Here is a 13,672-nt window from a genome sequence, read left to right as displayed (position 1 = left end):
CTCACTCCACTGCAAGTTGTGGAGACAGGGTCGATACCGCTTCCGCCCCGATCTGGATATAGGCATCGTTGGCGGCAACACTTTCATTGTCACTGTAACGGGTCAGCAGTTCCTGAACGCGTTCCAGGCTGTTGAACATCAGCACATCGATGATCGACAGATTGGCCACGAAAGGATCGGCATACTGCGGATAGACGATCGGGTCCATCTTGAAAAAGCGCAGCAGCAGGCCGTTGTGGGCGAAGTGATCGCGGTCGTACAACGTCATGCCACCGATGGGGTTGAGAACGGTCGTCGCCGAGAAGGTATGGGCAATATTGATGACCCGGTCCTGCTTGTCCGTGCAGGACGCCAGTTTCACATCGGAACCGCGCAGGATCGGCGTGATGATCTGCAGGTATGAGCACAACTCGCGAATCGAATGTTCGACGTACAGGGCAAGGTTCTGCTGCGGGAAACGAATCAGGCGTTCGATCAATGGCATGACCTGAGCGAAATAAGGCGCCTTGCGATAGCACTGGGTCATCAGGTTGATGACACGGCTGGCTTCCTCGCTGAAGTTGTCCGCCAACTGACGCTGCATGATCGGCAGCGCGAAGTGATCCTTTTTCAGTGGAAAGGTAATCAGTCGGGCTTCGCCGTTGCACAGGATCCGGTTCCGGTTGACCCAGCCTGCACGGATATATTGCAGATCGTCACCCAGGACGAAGACATCTGCGGCAGCGATGAGCTGAAAGTAACCCAGATAAGGGAACAGGTATGGTTGCATCATTGCTATGGTCCTGGCCATGTGTAACTCCTTTAAGTGGATGGCGTGAGTAGGCGTTGGGGCTCGGGTTATTTGTGAACGGGGTTGTAGCTGTATCCATAGGCTGCACAGTCGTAATCGGAACTCGATGCCTTGCGCACCACGGCATTGAAAATGGCGCCCTTGATCAGAATCCCGTTCTGCCCCAGTCGACGCTTGCAGGCTTCGATTTCCTTGATGGTGGTCACGCCGAAGCGAGCGACCAGCAGGCACGTGCCCGCCTGACGGCCCACCAGGGTCGCATCGGTCACGGCAAGGATGGGCGGGGTGTCGATCAGGATCAGGTCGTAGAGCGGTGAAAGCTCGTTGAGCATTTTGTTGAAGTTGTCATGCATCAAGAGTTCTGAAGGGTTGGGCGCTGCGAAACCGCATGAAATGAAGTCCAGGTGACGAATCTGCGTATGGTTGATGACTTCGGTGCAGTGCAGGCGGGCGGCCAGCGTGTCGGACAGGCCGTGCTTGGGCTGCAACCCCAATACCCGGTGCAGATAACCCTTGCGCATATCGGCGTCGATCAACAGCACCCGCTTGCCGGTCTGAGCGATGATGGCTGCCAGATTGCTGGAGACAAACGACTTGCCGACTCCGGGGGATGGACTGGAAATCATCAGCACATTGTTGCGGGCTTCGAGCATGGCAAAGTGCAGGCTGGTACGCAGGCTGCGCAGGGACTCTATGGCCAGCTCGGTTGGCGCGGCGATGCTCAGCAGTTTCGAGTCCTTGCTGGCGACGCGGCTTTGCAGTGTCTTCTCCAAGCGTTCCTGCTGACGGGAGTAGGGCAGCGAGGCGTAGACCGGCATGCCGATGTTTTCGATGAACTCGGCACTTTCCACGCCGCGATAGAACGCCTGGCGTAAAAAGATGATGGAAATGGCCACCAGTCCCCCAAGCAGCGTGGCGATCAGCACCGTCAGTGTTTTCATCGGCTTGACCGGTTTTTCGACGTTGGTATCGGCGTTGTCGATCACCCGCACGTTACCGATGCTGCCGGCGCGCAGAATGTCCTGCTCCTGGCTCTTGTTGAGCATCAGGGTGTAGGTCTGGCTGGTGACCTGCATGTCGCGGGTCAGGCGCAGCAATTCCTGCTGGGTGAGCGGCAAGGCTTCGATCTTTTTCAGCAGGCCCTGTTTCTGTTGTTCCAGCTGGGTCATCTGGTTCATCAGGCTGCGGTAGGTCGGGTGCTCACGGGTATAGAGCCGTTCCAGCTCGACACGCTTGAGTTTGAGTTCCGAAAGCATGGAGTCGAGCTTGACCACCTGATCGAGCACGCCTTTGGTTTCGATGCTCAGGTCTACCGACTTGGCGCTGGTCTGGAAGTTGTTCAGGGCCACTTCCGATTCTTCCAGTTGCTTGCGCACCATCGGCAATTGCGAACGCAGGAACTCCAGGCGCTGAGCCGCTTCGGCGGAGCTGCGTTCGACGTTCTGCCGGACATAAAGACGGCTTATTTCATTGAGTATTTCGTTGGCCTGTTTTGCGTCCTCGTCTTCGATGGACAGGTAGATGATTCCCGAATCCTTGCCGGCTTCGGTGATCTTCAGGCGTTTCTGGTAAATCAGTGCCGCGCTCAGGGTGCGCAGCCGCGAGACGGTGAATTCGGTCCCCGGGCGGGCCTGCAGATCCGCGACCTGGATCTTGACGCCGTGACCCTCGACCGTCCGGTGGGTGGCGCCGCTGAGCAGCAGGGCATGGTCCTTGTCATAAAGAGCAAAGGTGCCCGGCTTGCCTGCCACCAGTGTCAGGTCTTCACCCAGAAGGTCTTCGGGGACTTCCAGTTGAAAGATATCGATCTTCTCGCCGCCCCAGGCGTATTGCTCCAGCCCGAACATCGGCTCGGCCAGGGCGCCTTCGTATTCCGGTTTGAAGGTTCGATAAATGTAAGGACCAATGACCGGCAGGACCTTGGGTTTCTGGATGATATTGAGCTTCAGGTCGTCGACGACCTTGCCCAGCAGAGCCCGTGACTTGATCAGTTCGATCTCGGTCATGGCCTGGGAAACCGACATGGGTTTGTTGCTGACTTCGGGGGTGCCTTCGATCCCCACTTTCTTGGGTTCGATCTGGATCATGGCATTGGCCTGGAAAACCGGCGTGGCAAGAATCGCGTAGGCCAGGCCGACCATGAAGAAAAGGCTGACGATCCAGATGATCAGACCCTTGTGGTCGAACAGCATGCGCAAGATAGTTGCCAAATCGACCCGGGTGTCCTGGTAGTAATCCAGGGAAGAACGGTTCATGACGGTCATTTATCTTGTTTCTCCTGACTGAAGGTAAGGAAGCCAGTCGTCAACGCATCGCGAAAGATGCTCATAGGTCTTTTCAAAGGCTGACTGGGGCCCCCGGTAGGGGTCGGCTATTTCCTGCTGGTGTTGCCACTTGCCGATCAGAAACGTCTTGCCACGGACTTCCGGTGCCAGTTTCAGAATGTTGAGAATGTGGGGCTGCTCCATCAGCAGGATCAGGTCTGCCTGACGCAGCAGTTGCCGATTCACCTGACGAGCTTCATGGCGGCGTGTCGGGACGCCATGGATCTGCAATACGGCCCTGGCCAGCGGGTCGATGGATGAACCCGGCATCGTGCCGATCCCTGCCGAATGAATCTGCACTGCGGATGACGGCAGGCGATGGCGCAGCAGGGCTTCGGCCATGGGACTGCGGCAGATATTGCCGACACAGACGATGAGCACATTACTGAACATGGTGCTTGCCGCTTGCAGGCATCAGCCTCTTGCCCAGATTGACGATGACGTTGCGCGCCACCATCAGCAGTGCCTGGAACTTGTTGCGCGGCACCAGTGCCGCCAGCGACAGGCTGACCACCTGCATCAGGAAGTGCTCATACAACTGCTGATTGCCCAGCCGGTTGTAATAATTGGCCAGGCTTGAAAAGGTCAGCAGACTCATGTGGATCTTTCGTTTGTTGCTGCGCATGGAAAAGATCCCGCCGGGGTGCAGCCGGTAAGCAGCGGGTTTTATCTCGGCAATGAACTTGCCCTTGCCGAAGGCGCCCAGCAGCGACCACCAGCACAGGTCGTTGAGCGGCGCGATCGGTGGCTTGAGCTCCGGCGGCATGCTGGAGAACAGGTTGCGAAAACAGACCGTCAGGGTGGAAAGCGGCCTGGCCATCTGCAGTTCGAGGGCCGTGGCGTCGGCGCGTAACTTGCCTTGCAACTGGACGCCATACTGGCCGTGCTCGTCGAAGGCAATAGCGTCGTGATAGGTGATGACGTAATCGGGGTGACTCTCCAGAAAGTCCACCTGCAACTGCAGTTTGCGCGGATCGGTCCAGTAGTCGTCGGCTTCGCAATAGGCGATGTAGCGGCCGCGGGCCTTGCCGAACAGTGCCGGGACGCAGGGCTTGCCTTGGCGATACTGATTCTCTTCCTGATAAAAGGGGCGAATGATCGTCGGATGGCGCTTGGCGTATTGCGCAATGATCTGTGCCGTACTGTCGGTGGAGGCATCGTCATGGATCAGGATTTCGTAGCTGAAGCTGGTCTGCTGGGACAGAAAGCCATCCAGTGTCTGGGTGATGAACGCCTCCTGGTTGTAGGCCGGGCAAACGATGCTCAATAACGGTTCGGCGTTGTCAGGGCGCGTATTTTTCACAGTGGCATCCATGGCTCATGTACTCGGTTTGCTGAACAGGACGTAGATCTTCATCGCCAAGGGTTTGTAGCTTGCTGCCACCAGCGCCAGGGTGATGAGGCCACTGGCGGCGAGGGCCAGAAGCACAGTCGTGCGGTTCTGTTGCTCGATCATGCGAAACACCGGCTCGCTGCAGACCAGCCCCACGGCGGTCATGGCGCTGATCCGTAGAATGTCGCGCAGCCATTGCCCGTGAATGCCCGGTGCCAGGCGTTGATGCACGATCATCGGCCAGATCGCGAACGACACTGCCCGCAGGGAAAAGAACGCCAGGGCAGCGCCATAGGCTCCCTGGTATTGAATCGCCAGAAACATCACCGGCACCGTGATCACGGCAGAAATGACGCTGTACCAGATATGCAGCCGCATCTGCCCGTAGGCGTATTGCAGATAGAACTGGAAGGCGCTGGCCGCCATGATGGCGCTGCCCAGGGCATACCAGCACAGGATTGAGCGTCCCCACTGGGCTGCGGCCTGATCGCCGGTCCAGGCGTAGAGCAGTGGCTCGGCGTGCAGGGCGACAATGGCGGCCAGTGGAAACAGAAAGGTGCAGACAAAGCGGTTGGCTGCCAGAAACAGGTTCTGCATGTCCTGCTGACGATCTTCGGCCACCAGGACCGTCAGGCGTGGCAGCAGGGCCTGCACCAGCGGGTTGGTCAGCATCATGATGCCGGTGGTGATCAGCGCGACCAGCGAGAAATACCCGTATTGATCCAGCGGCAGTATTTCCGAAAGCAGTACCTTGTCGACCTGAGTCAGCACGATCCACAGCACGCTGCTCAACGAGATGCTGGCGGCGAACGGCAGGATGGGTTTGACCAGTTGCCAGTCGATCCCGGTGTACCAGTGGGCGACAGGCATCTGACGCCAGGCCCGGGTGGCGAATATCAGGGTTTCGAGCAGGGCGACGGCAATCTGGAATTCAAAGAAATCCTGTGGGTCCTGAGAAAGACTGCTCACCAGCACCAGCCCGCCGAAGTAGCGCAGGGTTGCGATGAGGATGTTGACCGCATTGAGCCAGGCGTGCTGTTCAAGCCCCTGAATGCCGCTCTTGTACAGTGTCGAATACAGGCGCAGGGCGATGACCACGCCCATCAGGTCGATGCAGTTGACGAGCGTCTGAGGTGCCAACTCCTGGGCATTGAGCCATTGCACGGCAATCCAGGTGCTGGCGGCATAGACCCCCAGGGCACTGAGCAGCGCCATCGGCAGAAACATGATCTCGAACGAGCGCAGGATCCGTCCCTGATGCCTTTCGCCGGTTGGCGAGCCCTGATGCCGGGCCACGGCACGCACCAGGCTGGGTGACATGCCGGCATCGAGCAATTGCAGCCAGGCCTGCATGACGGTGAAGAACCCGATCAGGCCGTAAGCCTCTGCACCCAGATGGCTGAGGTAGAACGGCATGATCACGATGCCCACCAGCATCACATAAGCCTGCCCGGCATAATTCAGCGCGGTATTGGCGATCACGGAGCGTTTGCTGAACATGGGCATCAGATGACCTGAGCAGCAATGACAGGGCTTTGATAGCTGGCACTGCCCAGGCTGCATTCTTCGATCAGGGTATGAATGACCCGATCCTGATCCTCATGGGACAGGCCCGGATAAATGGGCAGGCACAGTACCCGCTCGCTCAAGGCCCGTGACACGGTTTGTCCCGGCTGCGGCTGGAGGTATTCGAGGGTGTCCAGAGAAGGGTAGAAGTAGCGGCGCGGGTTGATGCTGCGGGCGTTGAGTGCGGCACGCACCCTGAACAGATGCTGCTCGTCCTGCAGGGCGACCGGGAAATAGCTGTGATTCAGTTCACTGTCGGGCTCGGGTTGCTGCAGATCCAGATAGCTTTCCAGGCGCGAGCTGTAGCGATGGGCGATTTCGGCGCGTTCTTCGAGGATATTCTCGATATTGTCCAGAATGCACAGCCCCATGGCGGCCGAGAATTCGTTGAGTTTGGCGTTGATGCCAATACCGTCGATCTTGTCCACATCGGCGATACCGAAGTTGCACAGCAGGTAGATACGCCTGGCCAGTTCGTCATCGTTGGTGATGATCGCGCCGCCTTCGATGGTATGGAACAGCTTGGTCGCGTGGAAACTCAGGGTGCTGATATCGCCCCGGTTGAGTACGGACTGACCGCCATGACGCACTGCGAATGCGTGAGCGCCGTCGTAGACCACCTTGAGCCGGTGCTTGCGCGCAATCTGCTCGATGGCGTCGACGGCGCAAGGGTTGCCGAACACATGGGTCCCGACAATCGCACTGGTGTCTTCGGCGATCGCACTTTCGATGTGCTGTGGCGAGATGTTCCAGGTATGGGGATCGATATCCGCGAAGATCGGCCGGATACCTTCCCATTGCAGGGAACTGGTGGTCGCCACGAAGCTGAAGGGCGTGGTCACGGCGCTGCCGCTCAGACCCAGGGCGCGATAGGCGACTTGCAATGCCAGGGTGCCATTGTTGGTCAGGATGATGTGCCTGACCCCCAGGTATTCCTTGAGCCGGCTTTCCAGCTCGCCTACCAGTGGCCCGTGATTGGTCAGCCAGCCTCGTGCGTAGATGCCTTCGACATATGTCTTGAACTTGTCGATATCACCAAGGTAAGTCTTGGTTACGTTAATCATCGAAACCTCCATGTCGGTCGTCGGATCGTTCTGTTGCAGTGGGCGCCTGTTCCTTGCCGGAGCTAGGGAGAGGTCGGTTCTGGAGGCGAAGAGCGGGTTTGCGCGCTGACACGTGCCGCCCGGCCCTGATTCATGCCCAGAATCAGGCGAGTGGCTGTGCTGCCGCTGTGGGGATCGCCGAAATGCAGGATGGCGGTGGCCCTTTTCAGGCCTGGACTGCATGGCTGGTTGGCGTGCAAGGAGCGATAGCCCCAGAACAGATAGATATCACCGGGCTGCAGTTTCAGGACTGTCGGAGTGAGCCAGCCACGATTGATGGCGACACAGGTCAGCCAGCGACTGAAGCGGTTTTGCAGCAGGGTCTTTTCCAGGACATTACGCACGACGTTGCTGCGCAGCTTGCGTATGTTGGGGAACAACATCAGATCGCCGCATTGTTCGCCATCGACCGGGATGTAGATCGGAATCAATGCGGTGACCAGGCTGGCATCGAAGTGAAAGCAGTTGGACTCGCGCACCCCCCGGGAGCCCTGGATGCAGCGCAGTACAGGGAATATCTGTTCGCTGGGGCTTTCCTGCAGAGCGGCATGCCGATAGAGGCTGGCCATGAGTTGTTTGAATGCCGGGTCTGACCAGAAACTGGCCAGCAGGCTTTCGCTCAGATTCTTTTCACCATGGTAGGCAAAGTATTCGCCCGGATGCTTCGACGCCCGGCTGTCGGTGAAGGCCCGCAACTGCTCCAGGTCGGAGCTGCTCACTATGTTCTTGAGCGTGGTGAATCCATTTGCATCTATATCACTGGCCAGGGATTGAATCTGTTGGGCGTCGAGAGCGGGGATCAGTGGCATTTCAATTACACCTTTGGGCAGGTGGAGGCGAAAAACCAAAAGCGAAACTGCTGGCCTGGTTATTGGATTTACCGGGTGTCCGGGCACGCTACCGCCCGAATCCTCGGGGTCCGGATCTTGCATTCATTCAAATGACACCCACGCCAGCCTGATTGAACGAATCCGCTGCGGTTGAGCATTGCTTCAGACAAAGCTACCGCCACACCGAACGTGTTCAGTAATTTCAAGGGGGTTCATGAGTCAACAGACATCCAGCGGGGCGAGGGCAAGGCTCCGTGGAAACAACTAACATCGTGGGCAGAACAAGAAAGCTACGGCTTGACCCGATCCTGCGTTGTGCTCTGTGGTATTTACGTACAGTCCAGGATGGGGCTGACAGTCCTATATATTGGTAGCGTCAGCCAATCTGTCAAATTATTTCGTCAGCTTTCTGTTAAAAACTTGATAAACCGTTTCATGAAATAAATAAGTCATTGATTCCAAAGAGTGTCAAAAATATAACTCGTGCCTCACAAGAGGGCAGTGTCATTTTTTGGGCATGTTTACAGAGCACGGGGTGTAAAATTTGTACAAGAAGAGCCGGAGCGCTGAGCATAGGCGTTCTCGGGATGTTTGCAGGTCGTGGCTCACACCCTTATATTCTAAATAGAAATATATAAATAATAATATATAATTTTTGGTTCTATGTGATTTCATGCAATATTGCCGATGTGATCTGTAACGTAGCGGGCTTTGAGGACCGTCTCAGGGTTTGAACCGGATCGAAGGGATATATCGATCATGTAAGCAGTTCGGGATGCCGGGCTGGGCAATTCAGAGGGCTGTACATGCAAAATTCTGCGCTGTATTTCGACTACGCTGCCACCACGCCCGTGGATGAACGCGTGATTCAGGTGATGGTCAAGTGTCTGGGGGTAACGGGCAATTTCGGCAATCCCGCCTCCAGTTCTCATTCATATGGCCAGCAGGCGCGCCTGACAGTCGAATATGCACGCGAGCAGGTGGCCGGACTGGTGGGTGCCCAGGCCGGGCAGATTATCTGGACGTCCGGTGCGACCGAGTCCAATAACCTGGCGCTCAAGGGCGTTGCACAGGAACATGCCTTGCGTACAGGAAAATCCGGCGGGCACATCATCACCAGCCAGATCGAACACAAGGCCATTCTCGACACTGCCCAGCAACTGGAGGCCGGTGGCTACGAGGTGACCTACCTGGCACCCGACGCCGATGGCCTGATCACTCCCGAGGCTGTGAGTGCAGCCCTGCGCGACGACACCTTTCTGGTGTCGCTGATGCTGGTCAACAACGAACTGGGAACCGTCAGCGACATCGCCTCGATCGGCGAGCGGGTACGCGCACACGGCGCGCTGTTTCATGTGGATGCCGCCCAGGGGGCTGGCAAGCTGGCCATCAACCTTGCGGAACTGGCCGTGGACCTGATGTCGTTTTCGGCGCACAAGACCTATGGTCCCAAGGGGATTGGCGCCCTGTATGTCGGTCCGCGTGCCGAGCAGCGTGTTCTGGCCCAGATCCACGGCGGTGGTCATGAATGCGGTCTGCGTTCAGGAACCCTTGCGACCCACCAGATTGCCGGAATGGGCGCAGCCTTCGCCCTGGCTGCCGATTCGCTGGAGCAGGAAATCGCCCATATCGAGCGTCTGAATCTTCGTCTTCGTGAGCATCTTGCGGATATTCCAGGTGTGCGAATCAATGGCAGTCCTGATCAGCGCATTGCACATACCCTGAGCCTGACTTTCGGCAAGAGCGACCTCAATATCGCTGCCCTTGGCAACGGTCTGGCTTTCTCATCCACTTCGGCCTGCAACTCTGCGAAGAATACGCCTTCGCACGTGCTGCTGGCGCTGGGACACAGCCCGCAGGCAGCGAGTCAGACCATTCGCCTGAGTCTGGGGCGTTTCACCCGTGAAGAGGATATCGACCGTGCCGTCGAGTTGATTCGCGCCTCATTGATCCAGCCTGCGTTCTGGGCGGTTGCTCAGTCTTGATTGGTGCTCCATTATCTGACCCGATATAGCGATTAAATCGGGTCAGGAGAGTCAATGAGTACGCAATCCACGGGAGTGGCAGAACGTCTGGCGCAGACGCGCGCCTTGATGAGTCGGGAACGGATCGATGCCTATCTGGTGCCATCGGCAGATCCTCATCTCTCCGAATATCTGCCTGGCTATTGGCAAGGTCGGCAATGGCTCTCCGGTTTCCATGGCTCTGTGGGAACGCTGGTCATTACTCAGGATTTCGCCGGTGTCTGGGCCGACAGTCGTTACTGGGAGCAGGCGACCAAGGAACTGGCGGGCAGCGGCATCGAGCTGGTCAAGCTGCTTCCCGGTCAGCAAGGACCTCTGGAATGGCTGGCGGAACAGGCCGAGGCCGAGAGTGTGGTTGCCGTCGACGGTGCTGTGCTGGCGGTAGCTTCTTCCCGCAGCCTGGCCAGCAAGCTGTATGCCCGTGGAGCCAGATTGCGCACGGACATGGACTTGCTCAATGAGCTATGGCAAGACCGTCCTGCCTTGCCGGCCAATCCCGTCTTCGAACATCTGCCGCCACACGCCACCCTGGAACGGAGCGAGAAACTGGCCCAGGTGCGCCAGACCATGGTTGAGCGTGGGGCCGACTGGCATTTCATCGCGACTCTGGATGACATCGCCTGGCTGTTCAATCTGCGTGGCACCGATGTTCCCTATAACCCTGTCTTCATCTCTTTTGCGCTGATCGGACCTCAGAGCGTCACCTTGTTCGTAGCTTCGGACAAGGTGGGCGATGATGTGCGCCTGAGCCTCGTGCGCGACGGTATCAATATGCTGGAGTACACACAGATCGGCGCAGCATTGCGTGAAGTGCCCAGGGATGCGCGCCTGCTGGTGGACCCGGCGCGGGTGACCTGTGGCCTGCTCGATTATCTGGACAGTGAAGTGACGCTGGTCGAAGGGCTGAATCCGAGCACTCTGTTCAAATCCCGGAAAACCGAAGCGGATAAACGGCACATTCGTCAGGTCATGGAGCAGGACGGTGCTGCGCTGTGCGAATTCTTTGCCTGGCTTGACGCGGCCTCGGGGCGTGAGCCCATCAGTGAGCTGACCATTGACGAAAAACTCACAGAAGCTCGTCAGAGACGTCCAGGTTATGTGTCGCCAAGCTTTTCTACCATCGCCGCATTCAACGCCAACGGGGCAATGCCGCATTACCGTGCCAGTGAAGAAGAGCATGCGCAGATCGAGGGGGACGGCCTGCTGCTGATCGATTCCGGCGGGCAATATCTGGGCGGCACCACCGATATTACTCGCATGGTTCCTGTGGGCACGCCCAGCTCCGAGCAGAAGCAGGACTGTACCCGAGTGCTCAAGGGGGTGATTGCTCTGTCACGAGCTCGCTTTCCGAAGGGGATTCTGTCGCCATTGCTGGATTCCATTGCCCGGGCACCGATATGGGCCGACGAAGTCAATTACGGCCATGGCACCGGGCATGGTGTCGGCTATTTCCTGAATGTGCATGAAGGGCCGCAGGTTATTGCCTATCAGGCGGCAGCTACGCCACAGACGGCAATGTTGCCGGGGATGATCACGTCTATCGAGCCGGGTACTTATCGGCCGGGGCGCTGGGGAGTGCGAATCGAGAATCTGGTTATCAACCAGGAGGCGGGCAAGACCGAGTTCGGTGAGTTCCTCAGGTTCGAGACGCTTACGCTGTGTCCGATCGATACGCGCTGTCTGGAAACTTCAATGCTGAGCTCGGATGAGCGCAAGTGGCTCAATGACTATCATGCTCATGTCAATGAACGCCTGAGCCCGCTGCTGCAGGGGGCTGCGCTGAAGTGGTTGCAGATCCGCACTGCGGCGGTCTGATACCTGTGTTGAAACGTCGAAGCCTCAGGGCTTCGACGCTGCCTGGCCTATAGGCGAGCTTTTGCGGCAAACAATGATCATGCTGCGGCTGGTATAGCCTGCCGGGTTCAGGCCGAACGGGTAATCGCCCGGGTCCTCCACGACATCGCCGGACTTGGCGATGACCTTGTAGCTCCTGGACTCACAGGCGTTGGTAGCCAGTTCGTTGCATTTTTCCCAGGATGAAGACAGGCCCGAACAATTGATGTGGATACCGCGCTTGCCTTGCTTGACAGGGTTGGACGTTGTCGCACATCCGGCCACGGCGAGTAACGCCAGTACGATAAAGATGTATTTCATGCCCTTCCTTAAAGCTGGTCATTATCGAAGCCAGTGTCTGGCTTTGGTTCTTGTGATCACATAATGACGTTTGTGACGTGGTATCTCGATGGCAATGTCTGCAAAGTGAGATATCACAAAGGCATAAACATGGCTCATGCGCGTGACAAATGCTAGTGCTCTGTCGCGCAAAAGCATATCCGCTTTCCTGAAGCTCAATCTGCAGGCACGAGTTGTGGTTTGCCTGGCGTCGAGCTCAATGTGGCACCAATGGATGCCATTATGATTGCTGAAATTGCCAGCCACTGGATCAGTGTCAGGCGCTCGCCCAGAAAGATAATGCCTGACAAGGCCGCGAACACCGGCTCCAGGCTGGCCAGCATTCCGAAGGTTCGTGCGGGCATGCGGGTCAGAGCGACCATTTCCAGACTGTAAGGCAATGCAGTGGAAAGAATCGCGACACCCAGAGCCGCAGGGAGGAGGGAAATGTCGAGCAGTGCCGAGCCAGCGTGTACCGCTCCAATCGGAGCGATGAAGATCGCGGCAATGATGACCCCCAGCGCTGCGGTCTGAACCCCGTTATCTGCACCGGCTTTCTGACCGAAGAGGATATAAAGCGCCCAGCACACTCCGGCACCCAGGGCGTAGGCTGCACCGAGAAGATCGATGCTGGAACTCGACTGGCCGACCGGGATGAGCAGCAACAGACCGACAACGGCCAGTACCACCCAGAGAAAGTCGATGGCTTTTCGTGAAGATAGCAGGGCGACGGCCAATGGTCCGGTGAATTCAAGGGCTACGGCAATACCCAGCGGAATGGTTTGCAGGGACATATAGAAGAGGAAGTTCATCCCGCCCAGAGCGATTCCGTAAATGACCACCGTACGTAATGAGCTGGCAGTGAGGCGCGCTCGCCAGGGGCGCAGTATCACCAGCATGATCAGGCTGGCAAATATCAGTCGCAACGTTGTCGTCCCCTGTGCGCCTACGGCAGGGAAAAGGCTTTTGGCCAGCGATGCGCCGCTTTGAATCGAAGCCATCGCAATCATCAGCAATCCGAGCGGAAAGATGATGGACGCGAGGCGGGGTTTATCGGTCATTTCAGGTGTGTATCCAGGATGAGCGGGGTGGTGAGGTCGATATGATGCTTAATAATCAGGGGGTGCGCAATATATTGCGCAGTTGAGAGGCCTTTCTATATAGGGGGAGGGTTTGGGAAGGTTGTTTTACTGAAATCAAAATTAACGGTTGACGGGCGATTTAATCTCTCTATAATTCGCCCCACTTCCGGCGCAGACGGAACTGAAAAAACCTTGTAAATCAATAGTTTGCAAGCGTTTAACGGTTCGTTGAGTCGGGTTGGAAGGGCTTCGGTCGCGGTTGGATCGACAGCGGTGCGAGAAAGGGTTTGACACCATCTTCGGGTGCTGTAGAATTCGCCTCCCGCTGACGAGCAATGCTAAGTTGATCGAAGCGCAAGTGGTTGAAGTTACAAAGGAAACTTTGAAACTTGTTGAAATAACCGCTTGACAGATTCTGAGGTCGCTGTAGAATGCGCGCCTCGGTTGA

General features: G+C 57.3%; 12 protein-coding genes. 2 read left to right on the top strand and 10 right to left on the bottom strand.

The window, feature by feature from the left end:
- Nucleotide 1: 1 nt before the first annotated feature.
- The 7 genes from JSY17_RS20930 to JSY17_RS20900 form a co-directional block, all read right to left on the bottom strand.
- The gene (locus tag JSY17_RS20930) at nt 2–790 is read right to left on the bottom strand and encodes a WbqC family protein (protein ID WP_206402859.1); all 789 of its coding nucleotides are present in this window, start codon (nt 788–790) and stop codon (nt 2–4) included.
- Nucleotides 791–837: 47 nt separating this feature from the next.
- On the bottom strand, nt 838–3,054 hold the full coding sequence (locus JSY17_RS20925) for a polysaccharide biosynthesis tyrosine autokinase (RefSeq protein WP_206402858.1): 2,217 nt from the start codon (nt 3,052–3,054) through the stop codon (nt 838–840).
- On the bottom strand, nt 3,055–3,507 hold the full coding sequence (locus tag JSY17_RS20920) for a low molecular weight protein-tyrosine-phosphatase (RefSeq protein WP_117166190.1): 453 nt from the start codon (nt 3,505–3,507) through the stop codon (nt 3,055–3,057).
- Nucleotides 3,497–4,429: a glycosyltransferase family 2 protein gene (locus JSY17_RS20915; protein WP_117186329.1), complete on the bottom strand. Its 933-nt coding sequence runs from the start codon at nt 4,427–4,429 to the stop codon at nt 3,497–3,499. The genes JSY17_RS20920 and JSY17_RS20915 overlap by 11 nt, the downstream gene beginning before the upstream one ends.
- Nucleotides 4,430–4,432: 3 nt before the next feature.
- Nucleotides 4,433–5,947 (bottom strand): lipopolysaccharide biosynthesis protein, encoded by a 1,515-nt coding sequence (locus JSY17_RS20910; protein ID WP_117186352.1) that lies wholly within the window; start codon nt 5,945–5,947, stop codon nt 4,433–4,435.
- A 5-nt stretch (nt 5,948–5,952) separates the two neighbouring features.
- Nucleotides 5,953–7,077 (bottom strand): DegT/DnrJ/EryC1/StrS family aminotransferase, encoded by a 1,125-nt coding sequence (locus JSY17_RS20905; RefSeq protein ID WP_117186330.1) that lies wholly within the window; start codon nt 7,075–7,077, stop codon nt 5,953–5,955.
- Nucleotides 7,078–7,139: 62 nt separating this feature from the next.
- On the bottom strand, nt 7,140–7,925 hold the full coding sequence (locus JSY17_RS20900; protein ID WP_117186331.1) for a hypothetical protein: 786 nt from the start codon (nt 7,923–7,925) through the stop codon (nt 7,140–7,142).
- An 827-nt stretch (nt 7,926–8,752) separates the two neighbouring features.
- Here JSY17_RS20900 and JSY17_RS20895 point away from each other — a divergent pair.
- Together JSY17_RS20895 and JSY17_RS20890 are read left to right on the top strand one after the other, a co-directional pair.
- A complete protein-coding gene (locus JSY17_RS20895) occupies nt 8,753–9,931 on the top strand; it encodes a cysteine desulfurase family protein (RefSeq protein ID WP_122370683.1) in 1,179 nt (392 codons plus the stop codon).
- A 54-nt stretch (nt 9,932–9,985) separates the two neighbouring features.
- Nucleotides 9,986–11,785, top strand: coding sequence for an aminopeptidase P family protein (locus JSY17_RS20890; protein WP_206402857.1), 1,800 nt, complete (start codon nt 9,986–9,988; stop codon nt 11,783–11,785).
- A 24-nt stretch (nt 11,786–11,809) separates the two neighbouring features.
- Here the strand turns inward: JSY17_RS20890 and JSY17_RS20885 are convergent, their stop codons facing one another.
- The 3 genes from JSY17_RS20885 to JSY17_RS20875 all read right to left on the bottom strand — a co-directional run.
- A complete protein-coding gene (locus tag JSY17_RS20885) occupies nt 11,810–12,124 on the bottom strand; it encodes a hypothetical protein (protein ID WP_025259460.1) in 315 nt (104 codons plus the stop codon).
- Nucleotides 12,125–12,318: 194 nt separating this feature from the next.
- Nucleotides 12,319–13,203 (bottom strand): threonine/homoserine exporter RhtA, encoded by an 885-nt coding sequence (rhtA, locus tag JSY17_RS20880; RefSeq protein WP_206402856.1) that lies wholly within the window; start codon nt 13,201–13,203, stop codon nt 12,319–12,321.
- Nucleotides 13,204–13,441: 238 nt separating this feature from the next.
- On the bottom strand, nt 13,442–13,672 hold a 231-nt coding region (locus JSY17_RS20875), incomplete at its 5' end, for a hypothetical protein (protein WP_206402855.1).

This window comes from Pseudomonas capsici, assembly GCF_017165765.1.
In the GTDB taxonomy this organism is placed as follows: domain Bacteria; phylum Pseudomonadota; class Gammaproteobacteria; order Pseudomonadales; family Pseudomonadaceae; genus Aquipseudomonas; species Aquipseudomonas capsici.
Note: the sequence above shows the minus strand (reverse complement) of the source record. Positions and strands in the feature narration are given on the sequence as shown.

What these genes read in the sequence shown, in the direction of transcription:
- JSY17_RS20930 (WP_206402859.1), bottom strand. Translation starts at nt 790, where the DNA reads ATGGCCAGGACCATAGCAATGATGCAACCATACCTGTTCCCTTATCTG.
- JSY17_RS20925 (WP_206402858.1), bottom strand. Translation starts at nt 3,054, where the DNA reads ATGACCGTCATGAACCGTTCTTCCCTGGATTACTACCAGGACACCCGG.
- JSY17_RS20920 (WP_117166190.1), bottom strand. Translation starts at nt 3,507, where the DNA reads ATGTTCAGTAATGTGCTCATCGTCTGTGTCGGCAATATCTGCCGCAGT.
- JSY17_RS20915 (WP_117186329.1), bottom strand. Translation starts at nt 4,429, where the DNA reads ATGGATGCCACTGTGAAAAATACGCGCCCTGACAACGCCGAACCGTTA.
- JSY17_RS20910 (WP_117186352.1), bottom strand. Translation starts at nt 5,947, where the DNA reads ATGTTCAGCAAACGCTCCGTGATCGCCAATACCGCGCTGAATTATGCC.
- JSY17_RS20905 (WP_117186330.1), bottom strand. Translation starts at nt 7,077, where the DNA reads ATGATTAACGTAACCAAGACTTACCTTGGTGATATCGACAAGTTCAAG.
- JSY17_RS20900 (WP_117186331.1), bottom strand. Translation starts at nt 7,925, where the DNA reads ATGCCACTGATCCCCGCTCTCGACGCCCAACAGATTCAATCCCTGGCC.
- JSY17_RS20895 (WP_122370683.1), top strand. Translation starts at nt 8,753, where the DNA reads ATGCAAAATTCTGCGCTGTATTTCGACTACGCTGCCACCACGCCCGTG.
- JSY17_RS20890 (WP_206402857.1), top strand. Translation starts at nt 9,986, where the DNA reads ATGAGTACGCAATCCACGGGAGTGGCAGAACGTCTGGCGCAGACGCGC.
- JSY17_RS20885 (WP_025259460.1), bottom strand. Translation starts at nt 12,124, where the DNA reads ATGAAATACATCTTTATCGTACTGGCGTTACTCGCCGTGGCCGGATGT.
- rhtA (WP_206402856.1), bottom strand. Translation starts at nt 13,203, where the DNA reads ATGACCGATAAACCCCGCCTCGCGTCCATCATCTTTCCGCTCGGATTG.